The 25,359-nt window shown below is 35.1% G+C and carries 25 protein-coding genes and 1 tRNA gene; 6 read left to right on the top strand and 20 right to left on the bottom strand.

From position 1 onward, the window contains the following. Position 1: 1 nt before the first annotated feature. Positions 2 to 787, top strand: coding sequence for an AmmeMemoRadiSam system protein B (amrB, locus tag IPN41_02095; protein ID QQS60743.1), 786 nt, complete (start codon positions 2 to 4; stop codon positions 785 to 787). On the opposite strand, the gene IPN41_02090 is transcribed toward amrB, so the two are convergent. After that, entirely contained in the window at positions 784 to 1,056 is a 273-nt protein-coding gene (locus IPN41_02090) for a hypothetical protein (protein ID QQS60742.1), read from the bottom strand. The two genes, amrB and IPN41_02090, sit on opposite strands and share 4 nt — an antisense overlap. Before the next feature lie 120 nt (positions 1,057 to 1,176). Between IPN41_02090 and def the strand changes: the two genes are divergently transcribed. From def to IPN41_02075, 3 genes are all read left to right on the top strand, one after another. Further along, positions 1,177 to 1,638: a peptide deformylase gene (def, locus tag IPN41_02085; protein QQS60741.1), complete on the top strand. Its 462-nt coding sequence runs from the start codon at positions 1,177 to 1,179 to the stop codon at positions 1,636 to 1,638. Positions 1,639 to 1,641: 3 nt separating this feature from the next. Beyond that, a complete protein-coding gene (locus IPN41_02080) occupies positions 1,642 to 2,577 on the top strand; it encodes a methionyl-tRNA formyltransferase (protein ID QQS60740.1) in 936 nt (311 codons plus the stop codon). Between the two features lie 110 nt (positions 2,578 to 2,687). Then, positions 2,688 to 2,762, top strand: a tRNA-Glu gene (locus tag IPN41_02075). 50 nt (positions 2,763 to 2,812) lie between these two features. Here IPN41_02075 and IPN41_02070 read toward each other — a convergent pair. The 11 genes from IPN41_02070 to IPN41_02020 form a co-directional block, all read right to left on the bottom strand. Next, positions 2,813 to 3,049, bottom strand: coding sequence for a 4a-hydroxytetrahydrobiopterin dehydratase (locus tag IPN41_02070; protein QQS60739.1), 237 nt, complete (start codon positions 3,047 to 3,049; stop codon positions 2,813 to 2,815). Positions 3,050 to 3,098: 49 nt separating this feature from the next. Beyond that, positions 3,099 to 4,382: a UDP-N-acetylmuramoyl-tripeptide--D-alanyl-D-alanine ligase gene (locus IPN41_02065; GenBank protein QQS60738.1), complete on the bottom strand. Its 1,284-nt coding sequence runs from the start codon at positions 4,380 to 4,382 to the stop codon at positions 3,099 to 3,101. Positions 4,383 to 4,409: 27 nt separating this feature from the next. Then, complete coding sequence (locus IPN41_02060) at positions 4,410 to 6,503, bottom strand: penicillin-binding protein 2 (protein QQS60737.1); 2,094 nt, start codon at positions 6,501 to 6,503, stop codon at positions 4,410 to 4,412. Positions 6,504 to 6,523: 20 nt separating this feature from the next. Then, positions 6,524 to 6,832: a hypothetical protein gene (locus IPN41_02055; GenBank protein QQS60736.1), complete on the bottom strand. Its 309-nt coding sequence runs from the start codon at positions 6,830 to 6,832 to the stop codon at positions 6,524 to 6,526. 1 nt (position 6,833) lies between these two features. Then, complete coding sequence (rsmH, locus tag IPN41_02050; protein ID QQS60735.1) at positions 6,834 to 7,784, bottom strand: 16S rRNA (cytosine(1402)-N(4))-methyltransferase RsmH; 951 nt, start codon at positions 7,782 to 7,784, stop codon at positions 6,834 to 6,836. A 57-nt stretch (positions 7,785 to 7,841) separates the two neighbouring features. Next, the gene (gene mraZ, locus IPN41_02045; protein ID QQS60734.1) at positions 7,842 to 8,270 is read right to left on the bottom strand and encodes a division/cell wall cluster transcriptional repressor MraZ; all 429 of its coding nucleotides are present in this window, start codon (positions 8,268 to 8,270) and stop codon (positions 7,842 to 7,844) included. Between the two features lie 292 nt (positions 8,271 to 8,562). Next, a complete protein-coding gene (locus IPN41_02040; protein QQS60733.1) occupies positions 8,563 to 8,946 on the bottom strand; it encodes a hypothetical protein in 384 nt (127 codons plus the stop codon). Between the two features lie 77 nt (positions 8,947 to 9,023). Then, positions 9,024 to 10,229, bottom strand: a complete 1,206-nt coding sequence (locus tag IPN41_02035; GenBank protein ID QQS60732.1) for a PKD domain-containing protein — start codon at positions 10,227 to 10,229, stop codon at positions 9,024 to 9,026. Between the two features lie 128 nt (positions 10,230 to 10,357). Next, on the bottom strand, positions 10,358 to 11,122 hold the full coding sequence (locus tag IPN41_02030; GenBank protein QQS60731.1) for a hypothetical protein: 765 nt from the start codon (positions 11,120 to 11,122) through the stop codon (positions 10,358 to 10,360). Positions 11,123 to 11,231: 109 nt separating this feature from the next. Further along, positions 11,232 to 12,413 (bottom strand): glycosyltransferase family 4 protein, encoded by a 1,182-nt coding sequence (locus tag IPN41_02025; GenBank protein QQS60730.1) that lies wholly within the window; start codon positions 12,411 to 12,413, stop codon positions 11,232 to 11,234. 22 nt (positions 12,414 to 12,435) lie between these two features. After that, entirely contained in the window at positions 12,436 to 13,767 is a 1,332-nt protein-coding gene (locus IPN41_02020; protein QQS60729.1) for a hypothetical protein, read from the bottom strand. A gap of 505 nt (positions 13,768 to 14,272) precedes the next feature. Between IPN41_02020 and IPN41_02015 the strand changes: the two genes are divergently transcribed. Next, on the top strand, positions 14,273 to 15,154 hold the full coding sequence (locus IPN41_02015) for a methyltransferase domain-containing protein (GenBank protein ID QQS60728.1): 882 nt from the start codon (positions 14,273 to 14,275) through the stop codon (positions 15,152 to 15,154). Between the two features lie 14 nt (positions 15,155 to 15,168). Here the strand turns inward: IPN41_02015 and IPN41_02010 are convergent, their stop codons facing one another. The 8 genes from IPN41_02010 to IPN41_01975 form a co-directional block, all read right to left on the bottom strand. Further along, on the bottom strand, positions 15,169 to 16,398 hold the full coding sequence (locus IPN41_02010) for a glycosyltransferase (protein QQS60727.1): 1,230 nt from the start codon (positions 16,396 to 16,398) through the stop codon (positions 15,169 to 15,171). A gap of 7 nt (positions 16,399 to 16,405) precedes the next feature. Then, the gene (locus tag IPN41_02005; GenBank protein ID QQS60726.1) at positions 16,406 to 17,245 is read right to left on the bottom strand and encodes a glycosyltransferase family 2 protein; all 840 of its coding nucleotides are present in this window, start codon (positions 17,243 to 17,245) and stop codon (positions 16,406 to 16,408) included. Then, entirely contained in the window at positions 17,233 to 18,603 is a 1,371-nt protein-coding gene (locus IPN41_02000) for an O-antigen ligase family protein (GenBank protein QQS60725.1), read from the bottom strand. Before IPN41_02000 ends, IPN41_02005 begins: the two co-directional genes overlap by 13 nt. Before the next feature lie 129 nt (positions 18,604 to 18,732). Further along, positions 18,733 to 19,389, bottom strand: a complete 657-nt coding sequence (locus IPN41_01995; protein QQS60724.1) for a hypothetical protein — start codon at positions 19,387 to 19,389, stop codon at positions 18,733 to 18,735. A 60-nt stretch (positions 19,390 to 19,449) separates the two neighbouring features. Beyond that, complete coding sequence (locus IPN41_01990) at positions 19,450 to 20,331, bottom strand: hypothetical protein (GenBank protein QQS60723.1); 882 nt, start codon at positions 20,329 to 20,331, stop codon at positions 19,450 to 19,452. A 198-nt stretch (positions 20,332 to 20,529) separates the two neighbouring features. After that, complete coding sequence (locus IPN41_01985) at positions 20,530 to 21,492, bottom strand: hypothetical protein (protein ID QQS60722.1); 963 nt, start codon at positions 21,490 to 21,492, stop codon at positions 20,530 to 20,532. A gap of 158 nt (positions 21,493 to 21,650) precedes the next feature. Continuing rightward, positions 21,651 to 22,265, bottom strand: coding sequence for an ArsR family transcriptional regulator (locus IPN41_01980; GenBank protein QQS60721.1), 615 nt, complete (start codon positions 22,263 to 22,265; stop codon positions 21,651 to 21,653). Positions 22,266 to 22,268: 3 nt separating this feature from the next. Further along, entirely contained in the window at positions 22,269 to 22,952 is a 684-nt protein-coding gene (locus IPN41_01975; protein ID QQS60720.1) for a methyltransferase domain-containing protein, read from the bottom strand. Between the two features lie 78 nt (positions 22,953 to 23,030). On the opposite strand from IPN41_01975, the gene IPN41_01970 reads away from it, so the two are divergent. Continuing rightward, positions 23,031 to 25,304 carry a hypothetical protein gene (locus IPN41_01970; protein QQS60719.1) on the top strand — a complete coding sequence of 758 codons (2,274 nt, stop codon included), beginning with the start codon at positions 23,031 to 23,033 and terminating at the stop codon, positions 25,302 to 25,304. Positions 25,305 to 25,359: the final 55 nt, after the last annotated feature.

Raw genomic sequence — 25,359 nt, 5'->3', positions numbered from 1 at the left:
TATGTCATTAGTTTTTGCTGCCATTGTTCCTCATAGCCCTCTTCTGGTTCCAAATATTGGCAAAAAAAACCAAGATCTTTTTCCTGCTACTCTTGAAGCTTGTAAAACTATAGCTTCACAACTTCAAACATCACAACCTGATGTGGTCATGATTATTAGTAATGACGAGACAAAGCCGATACATACATTTGCAATCAATGTATCCCCTAAATTTAATTCTGATTTAAGTGCTTTTGGAGATTTAGTTACTCGTTGGCAATTTAAAGGTGAACTACAATTAGCTGCTCAATTTCGAGAAAAACTCGAGAGTGAAGAAACAATCAAGCTTATATCCAATGATGAGCTACATTATACAGCTTCAATTTCTTTATCTTTGGCTGGGGTGACAGAGACTACACCAATATTGCCACTAATAACTACTAATTCAAATTTAAAATCCCACTTCATACTTGGTCACCATTTACAAAAATGTATTTTAGATTCAGAAAAAAAAATTGCCGTAATTATTTCAGCTGATCTCTCACATCGTTTAAGCAAAAAATCTCCAATTGGGTACCTGGCCAAAGCAAAAAAATTAGATCAAAAAATTATTACTAGTTTAATTTCTGGTAAGACCAAAGAACTGCTTAGTCTCCCAGCGAGCACTCTAGAAGAAGCAGCTGTTGAAGATCTTGGTCAGATCGCTGTTCTACTAGGAATAGTTAAAGATTTTGACTGGCCAGCAAGATTATTATCATATGAAAGTCCGTTTGGGGTTGGCCATGCTGTGATTGGATATAACTTTTAACTTTTCTTTTGCGCGTCAATTACTTTAAAAAAATAACGCCATTGATCACTTCCTGAGGTAAGTTCTTTGGTATCTGATAAAGCACGGAGAATTTTTTCCTTAGGTAAGTCTCGGCAAACTTTGAAGACTGAATTTCTTTTAAAGCCAGGAATTCCTAATTCTTGTATGACTCGCAAAGCTAAATCCTGCCATTCATAGGCAGGTGGCTTAGGAGTCTTTTTTTTATTTTCTAGAATCTCTTTAAATGAGGCAATGGCTTGGTCTGTCATAGTGATTATACAATAAAGAGTATATGCTATTCATAGTGGTATATTGTGCTAAAGTTTGCAAGAGCGCAATAGTTACACCCATTGATTTATCTTAATTTTTCGGCTATATTAAGGATGTTTATGTCTAAAATTCTACCCTTAGTTTTTCATCCTGATCAACGTCTCCGAGAACTCTCAGTAGAAATTGATCAAAACAACATTCCTGACTTGGTCAGCTTAGCTTCTGATATGTCCGAAACTATGATTGTTGATAAAGGAATTGGTCTGGCTGCTCCACAAATTGGTCAAAATATTAGATTAATTATAGTTAGCACAAAATCCGGACCACAAGTGATGTTTAACCCAAAAATAGTAAAAAAATCTATCCGCCAGGAATGGGGTGAAGAGGGTTGTTTATCAATCCCCGGTGTGTTTGGAAATGTAAAACGATATCGCACTGTTGAATGCTCATTTTTTGATACAAAAGGGCAAAGACAAGTTGCAGAGGCTGAGGGTCTATTGGCTCGAGTAATTCAACATGAGATTGATCATTTAGATGGAATATTATTCATTGATAAAGCTAAAGATATACGTCAAGAATAAATTATGAAAAAACAACGCCTCATATTTGTTGGGACACCAAAATTTTCTGTCCCCTCTCTTAAAGCACTGATCGAAGATGCTCGTTTTGAGGTTGTAGCCGTTATATCACAACCAGATATGCCCTCTGGACGCTCAATGGAATTAACTCCACCACCAGTTAAAGTTGTGGCTAGTAGTTATGGACTAAAAATTTTTCAACCACCAAAAATTTCTCATATTATTGATGATCTTCGCGAGCTGGCACCAGATGTTATGGTAGTAGTTGCCTATGCCCAAATTATTCCAGAATCAATTCTAAGTCTCCCCGCCTTTGGTTGTGTAAATGTTCATGGATCGTTATTACCAAAATATCGGGGCGCTTCAGTTTTACAAGCTCCCTTGATTAATGGTGATTCAACAACTGGAGTAACAATAATGCTTATGGATAAAACCTTGGATACTGGTCCAATGCTCCGTCAAGCAGAATATCGAATTAAACCTGAAGAAACAGCAGACTCTTTAGCTGTGGCTTTATCTGATCTTGGGGCACGCACCCTTCCAGATACACTCGCTGATTATCTCGCTGGAGCAATTACTCCCCAAGTGCAAGACAACACCCTGGCAAATTATGTTGGTCGTCTTGAAAAAAAAGATGGTATAATTGATTGGCTATCTTCGGCAAAAAATATTGAACGATTTATTAGAGCCATGACTTCTTGGCCTTCGGCCTGGACATGGATCCAAGGCAAACAACTAAAAATATTAGAAGTTGACGCACAAGTTGTGGAAATAAATAGCCAAAAACCAGGAAAAACTTTTTTATATAATAGTTGTTTAGCTGTTCAGTGTGGCACAGATTCACTGCTTGTTCGTCGATTGCAACTTGAGGGTAAAAAACCAATGACTAGTGAAGAATTCATTCGTGGACATAAAGAATTTATTGGGAGTGTTTTGGGGTAATTATGAATAGTGACACCAGACAAACTTTATAACTTTATATTTCAGATTACAGCTTTCCTGAAAAGAAGCTTTAAAACTTTAAGAACTTTTAAACTTTTTTCTCATTTTTTGGTCCCATCGTCTAACGGTTAGGACGCCAGGTTCTCATCCTGGTAATAGGGGTTCGATTCCCCTTGGGACTACCATAAATTAAAACAATATATTTTTTTCCTTTATTGATTTTAAAATTATATTTTCATTTCAAATATATCTTATCAATCCTTGCAGCTAATTCACGATCTTTCTCAGTAACAATATCCCCTGCGTCATGAGTACATAATGAAATACTCACTTTATTGTATACATTTGACCATTCTGGATGATGATCCATCTCATTAACAACTTCAGCCACAGCTGTCATAAAAGCAAAGGCCTCTTTGAAATCTTTGAAGGTAAACTCACGCACTAGTTTATTATTTTCTTCTTTCCACATATGAGAGTAAATTAAAAATTACAAATTATAAAAATTTCAAAACTATTTATTAATTCCATTCAATACCTTGCCTAACTAATAATTCAGAAGCTTGATTGGGATTTTGCATAAGCTTTTTAACAATTTTTTCCATACGTACTGCCTGAGATCCCTTAATTAATATAAGATCTCTATCAGAAATATTATTCACTAGAAATTCTGCAGCTGTCATAGAATCAGTAAAATGATGGATATGTTTAACTTTCATTCCTGCCTCCCGAGCACTTTTACTAATATAGCCTGCTTCTTCGCCAACTGTTACTAAATAATCAATTTTCTTTTCTGCACAAAGAATACCAATTTGTTTATGAGCCGATTGGCTTTCTTTTCCTAACTCTCTCATATCCCCAAGAATGGCCCAGGAATGGTTATACTGATCTTGAGGTAAATCTAAAACAGTCATAATGCTTTCACTCGCAGCTTCAGGTGATGAATTATAGGAATCATCAATAATCAAAGTATTTTGTATACCAGCAATTAAATTCATTCTGCCGGGCGGAATCTGAAAATTATGTAAAGCATCTGAAACTTCAATACCATTAAAACCATAGGAAAAACCAACCGCTGCTGCCGCCAATCCGGCTAACAAACTAGGACGACTTATGAGCCCAGGAATAAAAACGGGAACAACTGATCCATCATATTCAAGTTTAAACGTCATACCAACTTCTGCTTTATCTTTAGAAATATGTAAGGAGACATTAGTTGCTCTAACATCAGCTCCAATGGTTAATCCATAACTAATAGTCTTGACTTTAAAATCTGAACAAGCTGAACGGACATTTTCATCATCATAATTATAAATTAAAATACCATCAAGAGATAAGGCTTTTGCTAATTTCAGTTTTTCTTGATGCAACTCATTAACTGAAGAAAAAAACTCTACGTGAGCACGACCAAGACGCGTGATAATAGCACGAGAAGGTTTAGCTATAGAAATTAAATAATCCATGTCACCTGGATGGTCCACTCCCATTTCTAACACTAACATTTCTGGATAGGCTACTTTTGGATCAGAAATTATTTTTTCTGCTTGTTTAAAAACTGACATCCATCCTTTCAATGACCGGCCTGGAGACTCGGCACCGATTATAGTTAATGGTAAACCTATTTCATTATTATAATTTTTATATGAAGCGCGAGTTGTAAATCGTGATTGCAAAACTTTAGCCACTGCTTCTTTGGTTGTTGTTTTTCCCACACTGCCAGTAATACCAATAATTTCAGGCTTATGAGCCCTGATTATTTGAGAAGAAAGTGTCTTTAATTTTTTCTGTAGTATTTTTTTGAGCATCTGATCTGTATTATTCTAAATATTGAATTACTTTTTTATATTATCAGTTCGATCTTTTTTGATCTGCCAATGATTTAATAAAAATTGAGAAATATCTCGTGCCAAAGGCACAGCTGTTGATTCTGCATACTTTGCTCCTTTTGGGTTATTAATTTTAGTTAAAATAACAAAACTTGAACTCTGTGCCGGTGCATAACCTATAAAAGTATGAATATAGGCCCCACTATACCCTTTTGAGACAGAAGAAGCAACCTGGGCCGTTCCTGTCTTTCCAGCAACATAATAGCCAGGGGCTTGCATAAGCTTAGAATGTCCCTTTTCAACAACATTAATCAACATACCAGTTAGTAAAGAGGCGGTTCGCTCGGAAATAACTCGTCGGGCTGGCGCAGGTGTGGTTACAGATCGTTCACCATTTGGTTTTATTATTTCTTTAACAATGTATGGTTTCAACAGTTCTCCCCCATTAGCAATAGCAGCATATGACATTACCATTTGCAATGGCGTGGTGGTAATTCCTTGGCCAAAAGAAGCAGTAGCTGCTTCCACTTCTTTAACATTACCCCCAACAATATTAGAAATATTTCCAGCAGCCTCACCCTCCAATTCAATGCCCGTTTTTTCACCAAAACCAAAAGCTCTAACATATTCACTAAATTTCTTGACTCCAATCGATTCCATAGCAAAAATTGCCCCTGTATTTAAAGAATTTTCTAATACTTGAACCATATTAGTTGTCCCGTGACCTCCAAATGATTCAAAGTCAGAATTTCGAATTGGTTTTGGCCAACCTTTAATCATTACTTGGCCTTTATCAACATAGGTTGTTTCTGGAGTTACTTTGCCTTGATCCAAAGCGGCCGCCATGGTAATAGCTTTGAAAACCGAGCCTGGTTCATATTGATCAAAAATTGCTGGATTATTATAAACACTAATATCATCAACTAAATTATAATTATTGGGATCAAAATCAGGCATTGAACACATAGCAAGAATGGCTCCAGTCTTTGGATCAACAATAATTACACTACCACCATCAGCCCCATGTTTTTTCACTGACTCTTCAAGCTTGCTACAGGCAGTAAATTGAGCAGCCCGATCGATCGTTAATACTAAACTGTCACCATTTACCTTGTCATTAGATTGCCGATTATTAACAATAACTAAACCGCCGGCACCACGTTCCGACCGAACTGAGCCAACGCTTCCAAATAAATCTTGATCAAAAAACCCCTCAAGGCCATACTTCCCGTGCTGATATTGATCTTCATAACTCGTAAAGCCCAACAGATTAGCACCAATATTTTTTTCAGGGTAGAATCGAAAATTAGTTAAGGCATAACTAAAACCAGGAACTTTAATTTCTAAATTGTCGCTTAATAGAATTACTGATCCATTTTTTACTTCTAAATCATTCGGAGTAATATCAGTTTTATCAAGCATAAACAAATAAAACTTCTTCAAGGCATCTTCTTCAATTTTCTTTTCTATTAGCTCATAGGTGTCATCACTTTTACTAAAATCTTCAGTGAACTTTTTAATTAACATCTCACGTTGCTCTTTAATTAACTCTTCTCTTTTTTGATTTTCAAAATCCAAAAAAACAGGATCACGTAGTAAGGCTTCATGATCTGATTTTGCTTTAGCTTCGGCAGCTGGTCTCTCCACCTCCGACAAATTCTTAACTTCTTCAAAAGCTTTAATTAAACGATCTTTTCGTTCACGTTCAAGACGTTTTTCAACTTCATGTTTAACTTTTTCTTCATGAAAAAATAAATAGATTTTTTCAGCATTAACTTCTGGTTCTGTAATGTCCTCGGGAATAGCAAAAACAGAAAAGAAATCTTTATTAATTGCAATTGGATAAAGCTCAGTTGAAGTTAAATAATTTTCTTGAATATATATTTTCCCCCGCTCTGGGCTTAGATTATAGGTTACATCATGTTGATCTGAGGCTGCTTCAACATAGTGGCCATGTCGAACTATTTGCAAATAGCATAATTTCCCCACAAGCCCCACAAGCAATAATAAAATAACCGCCAAGATTAATATCGCGCGGTTTTTCATACTATGATGCGGTGGTTTCCTTAGATCATGACGTCTTGTATTCCGTACCATCATATTTTTTTGTTAGATTACAGCTACTTTCGAGCTACGATAAAACTATCCCAAGAAATATAAGAAACATCACGTGAAACTACCATTTGCATAGTTTGGATACGAGGATTTAAATTTTGATATGAAGCTAAAGCCGTTACCTGACTTTCCATTTTCTGTTTATCCATATTTAAGGAAGCAACCTTCTCTTTCAATTCTTTAAAAACAAAACCTTTAGTTGACAAGCTATTGATTGTAAAAAAATAACCAACAGCAGCTAAGATCAAAGCACCAATCAAGATGATATTTATTTTTTGTAGATTTATAGAAACTGTTGATTGATGACGAGTCATATTATTTTAATATTTTAGCGGCACGTAATTTTGCACTTCGTGATCGAGGATTTTCAATTATTTCCTTTTCCGAAGCAGTTATAGCTTTTTTTGTTAAAATCTCGAGAGAGGGAATGTGACCACAACGACAGACTGGGAAATTTGGAGGGCAGATACAGCCTTTGCTTTCATTTTTAAAAAAATTTTTAACAATTCTATCTTCCAAACTATGAAACGAAACAACTACAATTCTTCCACCCGCTTTCATAATTCCCCGTAATGAGCGTAAAGCAGTTTCTAAATTCTCTAGTTCATCATTGGTGGCAATGCGTATAGCTTGAAAGGTTCTAGTAGCGAAATGAATACGAGATCCATGTCGATAGGCTGGTGGAACTCCGCGCTCAATGGCTGCTACTAACTGACTTGTGGTTTCAATTGGAGCAACTTCACGAGCTTTGATAATCGCGCGGGCAATCGGGCGGGCGAAACGTTCTTCACCAAAACGACCGATAATCAGTGCGAGTTCTTTTTCGGGAGTTGTATTTATAATTGTTGATGTTCTATTCTTGGAAATTACTGAACCAAACGCCATGTTTAACGGAGCATCCGTCTGAAAAGAAAATCCGCGATGTCGATCTTCGAGTTGAGCTGATGATAGCCCCAAATCAAAGACAACACCATCGACATCAGGTGACGAGCCGAATTCTTCTTGAGCGACGCTTGAAATTTCTTTAAAATTTGCATGGGATAAAGCGATATTGCCGATGTTGCCATCGGCAATTTTTAATTTGGCATTACTAAGTGCCAGTTCGTCCATATCAAGGGCAAGTACTTGACCCTTGTTACCAACTTGTTTAGCTATCGCAAAGGTATATCCTCCTCCCCCAAGCGTTGCATCAATAATTTTTTCGCCTGGCTTTGGGTTTAGATAGCTAAGTACTTCTTGTAATAGAACTGGTGTGTGTCGGTACATTACTTTAATTTCTAATTTTTAGTTTCTATCTATAGAAACTAAAAGTTAAGAATTAAATTAATTAATCTCACCTAACGCTTCCGCAATCTGATTGCTTTGCTTTTCCGTAGTCGCTTTAAAGGTATTCCAAGCTTCTTCATTCCAGATTTCTAAACGGTTATATAACCCAGCTACCACTGCCTTTTTTGTTAACTTGGCAAAATCTCGTAAATACTCAGGTAATGTTACTCTTCCCTGACCATCAAAATCAACTTCCATCGCCCCTGCCAAAATGAAACGTGACAGGCTTCGGTCATTGGCTTTGTTAAATGGCAAAGAGGCAATCTTTTCAGCAAGCTTCCCCCATTCTTTCTTGGTATAGACAACCAAACAATTATCCAATCCCCTAGTCACGACAGCACCTCCACGTAATAACTGGCGGAATTTTGAAGGAACTGCGATTCTCCCTTTCTCATCAATTGTATGATTATACTCACCAATAAACATAGAAAAACTCAGTTTATAAAGTAATAAGGTTTAAAAAGTTATAAAGAAAATAAGTATTTCATATACTTTATAACTTAATAGCTTATTGTTAGAGGAACAGTTAGACACAACTTATCCACAATTCCCCACTTTTCACCTCGTTAATGTAATTATACACCATTTTTTGCCTCAGGTCAATCCACGATCTGAATATTTATATATTTATCCTATGATTAGGCAAAAAAAATAGTAAAAATTAAAAAAACTACCAGTTATGCACAGGTAGTAAGGTTAGTAATTAAATTTTTGTTTGTTAATTAGAGACTTGTGGTTTTTTTACGGTAATATGAGGAGCACGGCTATATTCTGGCTGTACGACCATTATCCCTTTCTTTTTTAAGGCTTTTCCTTTTATTGGAGTAACTGAAATACCTAATGCAAAAGCCAAAGCGTTGGCGGTTGTGACTCCAATTCTCAGGTTAGTAAATCCCTCTCCTCTGTTTTCAACTTGAATACCTGTGATATCACTTAGTTTAAGATGAAATTTAGTTAGCTGTTCTTCTAGTAAAGGTAGTAATTTTTCGGACTGAGTATGGTGAGCTTTGATGTTAATATCAAAAACACTATCTTTCTTTGAAGTCAGACTGAGTCTTAAAGAATTAGATTGAGATGAGTCAATTAGAAGAATCATAGCCATAGTATACCCTGTTTTAGGTAAATAAAAAAACCCTGCATCAAATATCATGCAGGGTTTAGGCTATACTGAAAGAGCAATTATGAAAGATCTAACTCAGCAACAATCTCGCCAGTTTTCTTATCTATCATACGTAACACTGGCCTAGATTGAATACTGTTCCCAATTTCAATTACTACAACCTCTAGTAATCCGTTGTCGGGGTTATATAACATACAACCCTCATACGAAGCCAGACTAGAAAGAGGTCGTCCATATTTAAACTGGACTATGGAATTTAATAGTGCAAGAATTTGATTCTTATGCACAACCCCCATTTTCCATCCTGAAAAACCATGCACGTCAGATAGATTCTTAGCAACCGTGAGGCCAGTGATGTTATTTGCCCATTGGTAACTTCCGGATGAACCAAAACAATAGGCTCCATTCATATAAAATCTTACCGAATCCTGATTGGTTGGACTTCTTCCCAATCTAACAATGTTATCTCCAACTGGTCCAGGAACAGCAATGATTGAATCAAATGGAACTAAATTCCCATTATGAACTCTTGCCCACAAACCTCTGTTTGCAGGATTTGAATCATCATGCCAGAACCTACTGGTTTGAGGAGGGGTTAAAGAAGGAGCCATATTAGCATAACAGATTACTCCTCCCGAAAACCTTCCACCAAATCCCCATTTGAGTGTATCTCCATTCGCGACTCTTATTGTATCTATCATGTTGCCATTAAAAATGGTATCGCTGATATGACGGTGAGTCACCCAAGGCATATTTTTTCCGGTATTATAGATAGCTGCACGAGAAGTGTCCCATCCGCAAGTAGTATAATCAGTGCTTGATCTCTTGCGATACTCAAGCACAATCTTATATCTACCTCCAGAAACAGGAGTACTTGAAATTTGTGTTACTACTGGATTAGCATTTGAAGTGCTAATCACAACATTCATCTGATCACAAAAGGTGACATATGTCGAATCAGATCTCCATCCCGTGACACAGATATTAAATAAACCAATATCTGTATAAGAATGAAGTATGTCTCTTCCTTGTCCAGAATTTCCATCACCAAATGTCCATGTAAATGCAACTATCGATGGATCATTGGTTCGAGCTCTAGCATAAAATGTTTTACCCACCTCAATTGTGTGAGTTAAACCATTTGGCTCATACCCACCGCCACCATTATCATACATCAAGAAATCAACGATTCCCTGCAGTGGCGGTTCCGAACTTTGCTCAGTGGGACTTAATCCGTATTCTGAACAACTGGAAAAAGTGAGCATAAGTGACCAGCAAACCATTATTACGACTGCCCAGCTTCCAATAGATTTGAGAACTGGATTTTTTTGAATCTTTTTCAATGTTATTTCTCCTATGTTAAGTTTGAATTAATCACTATTTAATAAGTAACTTACCACGGCAGAGGTGGTTTAAATCCTGTTCGCTTTTCATTTAAGTAATGAGAATCATAGAAATGTATCGGATACGCTTCTGTCCCATCACTTTTGTATGCACCATACGCAATCTCAATAAACTTACTATTACTGCCACCTTCATAGTAAGTATTATTTTTTTTATCAATAATTACACTTCCCCAACCTGAAGCATCCGTTAGGGTCTGAGATATTTTATTTTTCCACCATTCATTCGGGGATGAGGCAGAGTGTATTACAAATGGATTACTGACATCAGCACCAATATCTGCATTATTACAAAAGTATGTCACAGTCCCGTTATGATTATCTGTCCATCTAATCAAATGATCTCCATTCTCTCCAGGAGAAATACTTTCTTGCTTTTCTGTATACACTTTGCCATCTTTAAGATAATAAAGAATGCACTGTGTTGTTGGATCATACCCTGGAAAATTAGGGTTTAGATATTTATTGGCTGTTGGTTCTTTATTGTTCCAATAAAATAATATCGGACCATTATACGCAGTAATTTCAAAATGGTAAAAACCGTTTTGCGCGTTATCAATAGATTCCATAGTCCAACACATCCAGTCTCCAGATATAATCGGATCACGCCACTCAGGAACTTCTGGAAGTGGAATTTTATACTTATTTTTTCCTTCAGACGGTAAGTACTGAGACTCCACGTCTTCAACTTCCTGTGCTTTTATCTGGCCACAGTATACCAGCGCCAATATAATGGCGAGTATTGCTGTTTTCATTTTTTCTCCTTGTCCCGTTTTTCGAGACTATTTATTTTTTAAAATGCTTTCCTTGATTTACAGGTATAGCTCTACTTTAAACTAAATAAAGCACTATCTGAAAACCAGATTAAAAAATTGGTAGCAAATCATTAATTCGCTTTACAAAACTAAAATGCTTTGCTAAAAAAGAAGCTTTTTTATCAGCCAAAGCATGAGTATACAACTTCATAATATCCTGAACAATATTTTCCCAGTTGTAATGCTTTTCAATAATTTTTCTTCCAGCAATTGCCATTACACGTGCTTGTTCTGGATCATCCAGAATAAATTGAAGTTTTTCTTTTAGATCAGTAATATTTTTGCTTTCAAAAATAAAACCAGCATCTTTAACAGCATCTGTGTTCTCAAGGATATCACTCACCAACACAGGAACCTGACGAGACATAGCTTCAAGTAAAGCCAAAGAAAGACCTTCTGATTCTGAGGGTTGAACAAATAATGTGGCATGAGAATATAGTTGTGCTAGTGATTCTCCAGATTGGTTGCCAGTAAAAATAATATTAGGATTATCGCCAGCTAGTTCCTTAAGTTCAGAAACATAATCATCAGTAAATGAACCACTACCAACAATTACTAACTTTTGATTAGTAGTCAGTTGCTTATAGGCATCAATTAAATAAGCCAAACCTTTATGCCGAACTAAACGTGAGATAGCTACAATATAGTTTTGCTTTTCTAGTCCTAAAGTTTTGATATGATCATCATTTTCAATCACATCATATAAATTAGAGCCATTAGGTACAACTGTGGCTGCAAAATTATATTCCGACTTAACATAATCTTTCATCTTTTCTGTAACAACAATCAACTCATCTGAAAAACGACACATAAAGCGTTCACCTAATTTCAACATTGCACAAGCAAAAGATCCCCATTTTAAATGTTCATAATCACGACTTTGTAGTGTTGAAACAATGATCATTTTTGGACGAAGTAGTTTTGGTAACCATGATAATAAAGCCGGACCAATACTCTGAAAATGAATAATATCAACCTTGGAAAAGCAAGCATGAACTACTGCTAAAAAGGTATGTGAAATAGCGTCAAGGTGTTTTGTACGGATGGATGGCAAGCTAACTAGGGAAACATTTTTATATGAAGTAATTTTTTTTGAAGTATAATATGGACGAGTATAAACAATCACTTCATGGTCTTGGGTAACCAAACGAGTCGCTATGTCTTCAACATAACGCTCTACGCCACCACCGATGGCTGGGATACCTTTTTGTCCAATAAATACTACTTTCATATTAATTAAATCTTTAAAAATATTATTCTATAAAGAAACCTAAATTATATTTAATACCTGAACTCTGACCAACAACTTTTATATCTGTACCCTTTGCCTCTGAGACTGGGACTGTAAGGGCAATTGAAAATGACCCTTGTTCATCCACCACTACAGTATTTCTAGTGTTCAAAAAATCAATGTTAATTATTTCACTTTTTCCAAAACCACCACCGCTCAATAAAATAATACTATTTGAGGCCGCTCTATTACGATCAACTGATAAATAGACTGGTTCAATAATTACTGGATACATTTCAATTTCAGTCGTTGTGGCTATAGCTAATTGATTATAATCATTCTTCATTGGTTGTAAATTCTGATCAAGAATAATAATACCTGATCCGTTGAATAGAACAATTTTATCGCCCTCTGGATCATCCAAAACTTTTATGCCTGTTGCCCAACCATTTCCACCGCCTAAACTTTGTGTATATAAATAATCAATAACAGCAAAATCACTCTTACGAAGTTTTACAATACCAATTCCATCAGTAAAGTAAATATATTTTCCATCAGATGAAGATGTTACGTCATAACCAAAAGGACCAGTGTGATCAAAACTTTTGGAAATCTCTCCATTAAAGTTAATTTTTTTAACCTCTGCATCATCAACAACATACACAGAGTCATCAATGTTATCATTATAAACAGATCGTTTATTTGATTCTCCTGCCCATGTGAAAGTCAGGGGGATTGTTTTTATCGTATTTCGTGTCTCACGGTCATATATTTTAATTTGCCCATCAGCAACAGTAAAAATAAATTTTTGACTTCCAGCTGATGTTGTATTAAAAGTATAATTTCCTGGTGTAGTAATTTTATATTGATCAAAAACATTTAAATTCGCTGTCCAAAGTTTTATACCATTAGTGCCAACAGTCGAAACATAACCATCTATTTTTTCTAAACCACCAAACCAATCCCAACTATTATCTTCAGTTCGAGAAACTACTCTCGCTTGACGTAAGTCAGAAATATCATACTTTACAAAAGACTTACCATCAACTGTATAAGCGTATAATGAACCGGTTTCAATGTTTAATAACACATCACGAAAATCAACCAATGTCCCGAAGCGTCGATCATAAGACTTTACTTCAGCAAAACGATCAATATTTCCATTTTGGCCCAATGTAAACAATTCCAATTTACCAGTATTAGTAGTCGCAATGACGGTCTGCCCTTGATAAGAAATAGCATCCCCAGAGTAATATGATTTAAGTCTACCCTTTGTACCTTGTATTGGAACAATTAAAAACACTAAAATTAACAGTCCAATCCCACAAAGAGAGATAATTAAGATTTTTTTCATAAAATAATGATAAACATAGTTAATATATATTATAGTTTATATGTAGCAGTCTACTATAGTTACAATTCTTAGAACCCCTTACCTTACCATATACCCAAAAAAAAGTCAAGACCGGTAAGCCGGCCTTTTCTTACCTAATTTTAGCTAAATTTACCCCATCACTATTAAAATAATTTACCTACAGCCGTAAAACAAATCATTAGATTATTCGCAATTTCTATAAGAAATTCAAGAATATGAACAAATTTTTTAGGAAATTTATATATCATTAAATAATTCAAAGTATCATCTATCACTTTAGCCTAACATCCAGCTCATTTTAATTCTGATAGGCTGAATTATTTTGATAACCATATCACACCAAAGCAAAAATCTCTCACTTCGTGATACCCCGAGCAATCATATAAATTTTCTCTCAAGAACCAAACTTATCCCTGGTATGGACTGACATTAAAATAGAATTAAAAACTTTGACAAAAAATTAAAAGTATTATGTAATACTCATATGAAACAAAGACTTCAAAATATACTCTACTGGTGGGCTGGATTACTAATACTTATCCTTAATAAACCACGTCACCAACTGCAAGGCTACACTCGTCCGCGCAAATTTCCAGTCACTAAATTTGATCTCGTTGTGGAATATGACTTAAAAGTCATAGGAAATTGGATGAAGTATGGAAAAAAATACCAGGGAAATAATTTTAGTTGGAAAAATTGTTCCATATTAGAATTAGGTCCTGGTGCTGATTTTGGAGTAGGCATAACACTACTTGCTACCGGTGCTAAATCTTATCATGCGTTAGATGTAAACCCCCTCGCTCTATCAACACCAAACAAATTGTACGAGATATTAGAGCATCAATTAATATTAAACGGCTTTGTCAGTAAGCAAAAATTAAATATTCAAACCCTCAAAAATAAAATTGATTATGTTTGCGATAAAAAATTTAATATTACCCACTTTAACAACCAGGGCATTAATCTTGTGTTAAGTAATGCTGCATTTGAACATTTTTCAGATATTCCAAGAACAATCGAACAGTTAAGTATAATTATGGAATCAGGTGGAATATTAATAGCAGAAGTTGACCTACAAACACACAGTCGCTGGATTCGTGAGACTGATCCTCTTAATATTTATCGCTACCCAGAATGGCTATATAAATTATTAAGTTTTTCTGGTAGTCCCAATCGTATTCGTCCTGAGACTTATAAAAATTTACTTGAAAAAAATGGGTGGGAGAATATTGTTATTTACCCAAAAATTATACTTCCCGAGAACGCAGTTGAAACTGTACGGCCAAGCATGTCTAAACGCTTCAAAAAAGAAAAAGATAGTCTTGGCTGGCTCTCTATAGTAATTTGCGCCACCAAGAAAAAATAATATTAATCATTGATTTATTGTAATAAGGCTTGCTCATATATTTTTTTAAGCAAAAGCCAATGCTGAGAAGCAGTAAAATGCTCTAACACAAACTTTCTCCCTTCTTTCCCTGCTAACATTACGTCAGCAGGATTTTCTATAGCTCTACTAAGTAAATCTGCTAAGGATCTAGCATCTCCAACTGTAAATAACCAAGCCGATTTACCCGCAACTACACTTTCCTTAATTCCACCAATGTCTGAGGCAATTACTAATTTACCCAGTGCGGCCGCTTCAACATTCACCAAACCAAAGACCTCATACCATACCGAAGGAGTAATAACAGCCATAGATCTTCTAATTTCATTTTTTAAATCTTCATTATATAATGCTTGGCTAAATTCAACTCTGTTCTGTAACCCTAATTTTATAGATAGTTTTTCCATGGATTTTTTTTCTTTACCGTCCCCAATAATTTTTACTCTAGCTTCAGGCACAAGCGAAATTGCCTCTAATAATATGTTAACTCCTTTTTCTTTCTCTAAGCGACCATAGAATACAAAATATTTTCCTATGTGGTAATCTGGTTCATCAACCTCAATTCCTTTAACAAAATAAGGAAGATACATAATTTTTGAAGCAGGGATACCTGAGCTGATCATTAAATTTTTTATAAATAAAGAAGGGGCACAATAATATAAAATATTCTTTTCATAAATCTTTAAAATACGATGATGAAAATACATTTCAATCATCACCAAAAAACTCTGGCTATACGAATTATTAAAGCTTTTCTTTAAAAAACACTTATAGTATTTCCCAGGCAAAGAGGAGGTATCTATTCCTTGATCATTAAATAGCAAATAATTTGGAGAAATCAACTTATAGTCATGGAGGTGCATAATAACCGGAATGCCCATTTTTTTTGCTACTGTTAAAATTGAAGGAGAAATTTGATGATAGATATTATGAATATGAATAATGTCCGGTTTCGTTTCCATTAATAAAGCTTTAAATTTTTTCTTTGCCTCAAAACTATATAACATCCTGCCAATATATCTTAATTTATTTATAAAACCCTTTTGAAGTTTATCAACATAACTAACAAAAAATTTTTCGTTTTTATCAGGTATATTTTTTTGATTATCCATACAAAACTTAATCACTTCGTGACCCTGACTTTTCAAAAGATCTGATAATTCCAAAAAATATTTATCTGCTCCCCCTTTAAGAAAATTAAATTTATTAACTAATACAACTTTCATAGTATTACTATTTATATATCTTTTCAAAAATAAAAATTTTGATCCGGGATAAAAAATTATAAATATATTTAAAAAATATTTTTGAACTAAAGTACTTCTGCAAAAAAAGATTCATGCTTATCTTTTCTTGTTTTAAGCTATAAGCAGAACCATGGCCCCCAGAAGAAAGACCATGATAATGGACAACTGAGACAGTTGGCAGATATGTAACCAAAAAATTATTTTGAAGCGACCGAAAGCAAAAATCAAGATCTTCAATACTAAAAAAATACCGAGAATCAAAAAAGCCAATTTTTTCAACTACCTGTTTTTTTATTAACATACAGCCACCACTCACCCAATCAACCTGTATCGGCTGAGAGAATTGTTTTTCTGTCTGTTTGTTTCTATACAACAAAGTTCCGCCGGAAATATATTTCCCTAATGTTGAAAAGCGTAAAATTTCTCTCCAAATTGTTGGAAAAAAACCGGCGCTAGCTTGAAAATCACCCTTTGGGAAAACCATCATCGGTCCAACAATCCCAACTGATGGATTATTTTCCAAATAATTAATCATAGAAATAATGGTTTTTTCGTCAATAAAAACATCTGAATTGAGTAATAATATATAATCTCCTGTGACTATCTTTAACCCCTGATTAACGCCAGCAGCAAAGCCTAGGTTATGTTGATTTTTAATAACAGTGACTCCTTCATTAAAAAATTCAGATAATATTTCCGTAGAGCCATTATCAATAACAATAATTTCATGAGGAAATTTTTCTGCCGCAGTAGTAAAACCAGCTACGACTTTATGGGTCATTTCTGAAGTATTATAATTAAGGATAATGCAACTTAATTTTTCCATACATTAGGACTACCTAAACTTAAATGTCTTGCTAAACCAACCACTAACCAAAATATAACTGCATATTGAAAAGCAAAAACAGTGACTTCAAAAAGACCATTTATTCCAGCAGCCAGTATTGCAGCAGTTATCCCCCATATCAGAGGTGATGATCGTTTTCGATTTAAACGAAAAATTAACACCAAGACTGAAATAATTATTAAAAGATAAAGAAACATCCCGATAATTCCCAAATCCATGCCTGCTTGAAGCATATAATTATTAGCTAACTGCCCATACTCAGGATGCAGAAGTCGACGATATTGATTGAGTTGTTCACCAACCCCAATACCAAATATTGGATTGTCAGTGATAATCTGTCTAGCCACTTTATATTCTTCAACACGAAAAGTTGTAGTTGCATCAACTGAGAACCGAGTTAATCGCTCCCAAAATCCTTGAACATACGGAGTAAGAGTTTGGGACCCCACTGTAATAAAAAATAAAAGAGAGAGCGTAATAATAATTCTCTGCTCTTTAAAACGCCAAAACAAAAATAGTAAACCAATCACTAAGCTCATTGCGGCTGCTTTTCCTAGAGAAACAAAAACTGCCATTGCTCCTATACCAAATATAAGTAAGGCCCAAAAAGCAATAGAACTTTTTTTATTAAATTCAAAATATAAACTAAAAATTAATGGCAATAAGAAGGCCAACATCGCCGCAACTAAAGCCAGAGGACCAAAAGGTAAAGTAATTGAACTTCGGTCAAAGAAAATGGCTGGAGAAAAGCCAGCTCTAAATAAAATAAAGACGATTTGCAAAGCTAGTAATGCTGAAAAAACAGATAGTGAGAGCAGTAAAGCTTTTACTTTATATCTAGTCTCTAATAAATTAACTGCTGAAACATAGGCCATGATACTTAAAACTAATACTTTAAGCCCAGCCACATATAATTCATAATCACGAACATAGGCAACTGAAGCTGTGGCAAAAAGCGAATAGATGATTAGAAACCAACCAGTTTTGGTGATTAGTAATTTCTTTTGTCGTATGTTAAATAATGTATCCAAGATTAAAGTTGCAAAGGCAGCCATAATACATATTTCTCCAAGACTAATTTCATAAATCCAATTAGGACGAATTTCAAGATTGATAATAGTTCCCAGTAATAATCCCAGTGGCGCAAACACCATCAAAAGCCAAGCATATTGATTAGCCAAAATATAAAATATTAAAAATAAAGCTAACCCAATAGCAATCTGCCAACCGATTAAGCTGAGAGCTGAAGCAAGAAAAATCATTGGTAACAAAAATAAGACATATTTCTTATTACCAAGTGGTTTTTGTAGTGAAATAAGTGAAGGAATATTTTCCATAACTAACATCTAAATTCGTAAATTTCTGCTAAAATATAACATATTTAAAGGCAAATGTCAAATTTTTTGGTAAGAAAAAAGAGCATCCGATGTTTTGAATGCTCTTTGAAGTTTTTTCCCTATTATTCCTTATTTTCCAGCGACTTTTGTCAACTGGAGATCCGGGGTTGGAAACTTTCCATCTGTAGTGACGAGCGGCACTTCCTTGCCGCCTATGGTTTCAGGTTGATAGCCTTCTGCGCAAAATGCTATGCGCTTATTTTTTCCAGGTCTATTGTCATACACATAGCCGGAGGATTCATACCTCTCGAGCTGTAGCCAAATAATCCTAGTAGCACCGTTTGGAGACTCAATTACTTGACACAGAGTAAACATCAAAGGTTTTTTGTCTTTATCTGGCTGATCAAGAATCCATACTTGCTTTGCTTCGTCAAAGTTCAATTTATATTTATTCCATTCACTTTTTGCTGACGAATTCATATATCCATTTCCTCGTCCTGCGTCTCCTGCTGCTGCATAAACCGGTAAATCGGGACGATACTTCAAGGAAGTGTCAGTCGGACTTTCCATGTCCATGACAACATCTTTTCCAAACATAGCAATATGACCGTTTAAGAAAACGCCATGTGAACCGAGTTGTGTTTCATTTGTACGTGAAGTCGCTGGTGGCTTTGTTTCTTTCTTTGTTTCTGGCACGCTTTGCTGGAAAAGGTCACATGATGAAAAATATATCATTCCTGTGAAAAGAACTACGGTTAATATTGACCACTTTTTAACATTTAACATTTTTTTACTCCTTTTTATTTTAAGTTTTTTTGAAAAATTTTTTTTACTTTGTGAAAAATTTCAGAACAACCCTTTGCACAGATTCAGAATATCAACTGCGCAGCTGATTGTTTTTGTCGGTTTGCCGTCTGTTTTCTTGAGGTTAAATGACACCCCATAAACTACCCTGACGATGTCAGACCAGTAGTTATAGAACGAGGCGATAGCTTTAACCTCTCCAGTTTCTTCCTGATGGATATACCTGTGGTACTTTCCACCCAAAGAAAATGTCAGAGCAGTATTCCTGCCTAACACCTGGGAGAACGAAAGCAAACCAATTTCTGCCGACATTCCGAAATTAGATCGGTCAATCGGCTTAAAATCATTTTTGACTCCACTCACGGATCTTTCTCCGCTGGCTTGAACTTGAAGTTCATACCATGCGTCGATTGTAATCCGACTAAAGTGCATTTGATCTTTGTGCATATCAGATCTCATGCGTGCGTAGAGCCTTGTATCTTGCTCAACCTCTTGCAGTTGCTGACCTTGGTTGAGCTTTCTTGATGAGAAGATTCCTCCACCCGAGAACCTGATGGTGTTGAGTCGATTAGAAGTCGACCTCCATCTTTCCCAGGTGATTCCGGTACTAAGATCTTTTCCTTCACCGGAACCGGAAAACTTTACAGAGTCGATACCCTTATAAGTATATTTTGAAGCCGAGGCCTCAATACCTAGAAGTTTCTTTATTTCTTTGTCTGATGTCTGGCGAATTGCTCCTGTTACTCCGTAGAAATTTATATCTACGGTTTTATCAGAAGCGTTTCCAATAAATACCCAGCACTCTCCGAATGTGTTTCTTCCGAAAAACTTGCCTGGACTTTTGTTTTGAGCTTTGCTTTCGCTCATACCGCATGATAACAAAAAAGCAGTTGCAGTTATCAATAGTATCATTTTCTTAAACAAATTTCCTCCTGTTTTTATTTATATTAATTAAACTTGTGATTTAAATTTTTAAAAAACGCTTTGTGACTGAATTTCACTAATTCTTTGAGATTTCCTCTCCAGATTATTAGTTAATTCTGTAACTCACAATTCTACCCTAAAGATTCTTTGCTGTCAAGCTTTGTTTTCAAAATCTTTAGAGGAGTATCTAAGTTAGAATTATTGTAATATATTACGCATATCACCTTTTTGAACAATAGCTTCTGGATTGATTAATTCTTCAGGGTCAATATACTCACCAAATTCTTCATATTCTTGGAATTCAAATTGAGATTCAGGAAGTGTAACTGATTCACGATGACCATAGGGAGTTACATCTGCGCGTTGATTATTCTGAACCGGTTGCTCTTTACGTTCATGACGAGCACTAGCAAAAACCTCTTCCGGTAAATTTGGATGAGCTGGTGCAAAATATTGTTTATGTTGATAAACTGATTGTTTAGGTTGTTCAACTACTGGTGATTGTGAAATAAAATTCTGTAATGGTGAATAATTTTGCTTAGGCATGTTAGCATCTGCAAACAAATATACATATATTAAACTAGTGATTAAGCCTAAAATTAAGGCTAAGCTTCCAATTAATACAACGTTTGGCTGCACTGGATATTTTGAGGTAACTGGTTGGTCAATTAAACGAACCTTAACAGTATCGCCTCCTCCATCATAGGCAGAATGCTGAGTCATCAATACATAATTAACTGCAGCTGCAATTTTTTCAGCTTCAGTTTGATTTGGGTGGTACACGGTAATAGCAATAATACCAGTATCATTAACGTGTTTTGCAGAAACCGTTTTACCCCATTCTTTAATCTGATCTTTTGGCGTGCTTCCAAAATAGTCAGTACTAATACTTGGACTGGTTGTAATTACTTTTGTAAAAAATGAGTTAGAAGTAACAACACTAGCTAAGACACGTGATAAATGTTCGCTTGATTTAGAAGCAGTATAAGCATCTACAACCATTCCTTGTCGCTCCTGTATAACTAACAGTTGAGACTGTGAACTATATTTAAAAGGCTGAAAAGCTACTGCCACCGCCGCCACAATTAAAAATAAAGCTACAATTCCAAAAATTATCTTGCGCTTTCGTCTAACTAATTGTAGAAAATTTTGTAATTCCATATAAAATGCCTATATTTGGCCTGTTTTGACTAATTGCAGATTATAGCACAACCGATAATAATTGTCAAGGTAAAAAGATTTTAATAGATAAAAACTAGTCTTTGCTCAATAGACTAGCTTATTTCTTGCTTAAATCAGTAATTAACTTATACTTGAATCTACGTCAAATTTAGATACCCACTCTCATCAATTACCACAATTTTTTTGCCACCAAGGACACTATACAAGAAAACATCAGTCACTTGACGACGATACTGGAAGTCTTCTTCTGACAAAACAGCGTAATTTACTTCATTGACCAATTCTTCTTCCAAATTTTTTACAAGCTTAGCCACCTTATTAGTATCAAAGTTACCAACAATTAACATATCAACAGGTGCTTGCTTGTCATTTATAAACAAACCAGAAAGAATTAACATTTTAATGGTGCCAAGTTTTTTGAGTTTATCAGTAAAGTCACGTTCACAAAGTACCTGCGCTTTGATAATTAACTCACGAATTTCATTAAATAAAATAAATTCTCGATTAGCCTGAAAATACTTACGATCATTTTTATTACCTTTTTCATCTTTCATCCCCTCTTCATGTTCTTCACCTTGACGACTTTCAAGTAAACCAAGTGTTTCTAAATTTTCTAACTCACGACGAACAGCACTTAACTGAAGGTTAAGATGACGAGAAATCTGACGCATGTAATATGACGTGTCAGGATTAAGTAAAAAAAGTTTAAGTATTTTTACACGCGCTGTAGAACCAAATAATTTAGCTAACATATATTATTCTTTAACAAAAACTAAACAAACATTGCCAAGTAGCCACTTAAAGCCAAGTGCTTTTATAACTGCATCATACCATGTGCTTAGTGTTCGTAATATAGGGAAACGATATAAATATGTAAACGTGGCAGGAAAATAAACAGATTTTTTCAATGTAAACCCATGCTGTTCAAACATTGAAATCAATTGAGGAATTGAGTTATAGGCATAGACGGTTTCAAAAGCTCGGTGTTCTTCTTTTGAACCCCTGATTAATTGATGAACTGCCAACGGAGTTATACGAGAAAATAAAAATTCAGGTGCAGCAGGATTTGGCGTTGAAACTATATAACTACCGCCTGATTTTAAAATTCGTTTAATTTCTTTAACCGACGCTTCTAAATCAGGGACATGCTCTAATACATAATTTGAGAAAGCAAGCTGATATTCATTACTTGCCACCATCTTCATATCAGATAACGAAGCTTGAAAGCAATTTCGAATATATGGTGCCTTTTTGGTGCAATCCTCAACATCTAGACGATCACTTATAAAATACAGACCTCGTTCTTGTAAATATGATTCAATAACTGTGCTTTTACCAGCTCCAAGATTAATAATAACCGGTGGAGTATCAGAAGATGGTTGGTATTTTATTATCTCACCAACATAGTCAATAAGGGCACGCTCGGCAGGGGTTTGCATACATTAAGAAACCATTGATTTTTATCGATTTTTATCGTATAGTATTATAGAGCAGTCGTCAAATCAACAAATTCCTCTATGAGTTATAAAGTGGCGCCTTTGACCGTCAATCCCAAGCAAAAATCAAGCTTTATGAGCAAGGCTTTTGTTAGCCAGCCATCAGCGGAAGAAGAACTTCTAGTTGGTCGGCTTTTTGTTTTAATGGAAATTGATCAAAGCCGAAATGATGATTTTGCCTTAGCAGATTTTATCGTTAAAGAAATCTACCGACATTATTATGAAAATGAACAATTTTTTTTACGTGATAAAATTGCTAACTTAAAAATTGATTATATTTTTGAAGCAGCCTTAACAAAATTAAACCGCGGTATTGCTGAATTCCTGGAAACTCAAAAAATTAGCTTTTTGCCCGGTGGTTTAACAATAGTTATTGGAGTGTTACATCAAAATCGGCTCCTGTTTACGGAAACAGGCTCTAGTAAAGCCTTCCTTCTCTACCAACCAAAAGTAAAAACCGGGCAAATTCTCGGTGATTTTAATTTAATGGATATTTCTGAGAAAACCGAAGACCCCACTCAAGAAATAACTAATAGTAATAAATTATTTGCCAATGTAATTAATGGAGCCATTCCGAGTGGTGGCTATTTTTTATTTGCCAATCAAGCAGTATTAGAGTATTTATCAAAAAAACAGCTGACTGATATTATCACCACCCTACCTCCGGCCAGCGCTGTTGAACAAATGAAAAATTTACTTGAACAAACTAATGCCTTTGTTCCTTTCTTTGCTCTAATTGTAAAAAATACTCTGGGTGAAGAAAAAATTACTGATTTTGCAAATCCTATCTCTCCCCTTCCTTCTTCCACAGCTTCTATGGGTGGTGGACGAACATCCGTTGATCAATTTAATACCACTCAAGAACGAACCGAAGAATTACTAAGTCCTTCTGGAGTTTTAACTGTAAAAAAATGGTTAGCTAAATTACAACCTGCTTCTACAACTTTAAAAAATTACGCGCAAGATACAGCCCGGACTATTAATTTATCAGCCGGAAAATTAAAATCTAACCATAGCGTTATTGCCATTGGACAAAAAATTGTTGATTTCTTCAAAATTATTTTCTCACTTATTATTGACTCAGGCAAAACAATTTTCCAACTAGCCACAAATCAAACCTCACGTCAAAACTTCGTAGGTGAAATTAAAAACTGGTTCAAAAATATTGCCTACAGTAGCAGAAACCTTGCCGATCGAGTTCGTCACCTTACCCCAAAACAAAAAATAATGCTCAGTCTAATTGCCGTCTGCTTATTTATTTTTATTGGCAATCTAGCTTATTCCTCTATAACCTCTAAGCAAAAAGCTGAAGCGGCACGCGTTGCCGAGGCCCAATCAACCTTTCAACAAAAAGAAAGTCAACTTGAGGCAAGTCTACTCTATAACAACACCGACGGAGCAAAGCAAATATTAATAGAAATGAATTCAATCATTGAAAGCTTACCAACTAAAACCGAAAAAGATCAGGCCATTGTTAAAGCGTTAACCGATCGATATCACGTCCGTTCTGATAGTATTTTTGCTGTTACTAGATTATCGTCACCAACAGTTTTTGTCGACTTACCAGCCGATAGTGAAGATCTGACTCTAACTGGAACTGATCTCTATGCTAGTAATGGAGGGGCTAAAACTATCTACCAAGTTTCTAGTGATAAAAAAACTATTTCTATTACCTCAGAAGAGTTTTCCGGACAATCAATTATTTCTTTGACTGATGATCCAGACACCTATTTCTGGGACTCCGTAAATCTATTTAGTTTTTCGCCTCTTGATACTTCTGCAAAAAAAATGACAATTGAAAATAAGCCAGAAACCCTACAGTCTGTAGCTGTCTACAATACACGTCTATATGGTGTTTCACTGGGTGATAAAACTATTTTTCGCTATAACCAAGATAAAAGGAGTTTAGTTTTTTCCGGCCGCCAAGAATGGCTCAAATCAATACTTGAAGCACAGCAAATATCTGCAATGGCTGTTAATGGAAAGATATTTACCATTTCAGACCAAAAAATTAATCGTTATACTACAGGTAGTGATGATCAAATTGTTTTTGAAACTGCAACGCCATTATTAGAAAATCCAACTAAACTCGTTGTTAGCCAGGATCAAAAATTCCTGTATGTTCTTGAACCAAAGCATAACCGAGTGGTTGTCTATACAACTGATGGATCATACAAAGCTCAATTTACTTCAGATTCATTTAACAATCTAAAAGGTTTATCTATTACTGAAGATAATAAAACTTTATACCTCTTAAATGGAAAAACAATCTATCAAGTCCCTGTTTCCTTATAATTAGCAACAAAAAAATCACCCAGGTCATTAGACTTGGGTGATTTTTTATTAGCTG

The sequence above is a fragment of the Candidatus Falkowbacteria bacterium genome, from assembly GCA_016699775.1.
Lineage (GTDB): Bacteria > Patescibacteriota > Patescibacteriia > Patescibacteriales > Patescibacteriaceae > Patescibacterium > Patescibacterium danicum.
This window is presented reverse-complemented; position numbering and strand designations above follow the sequence as displayed.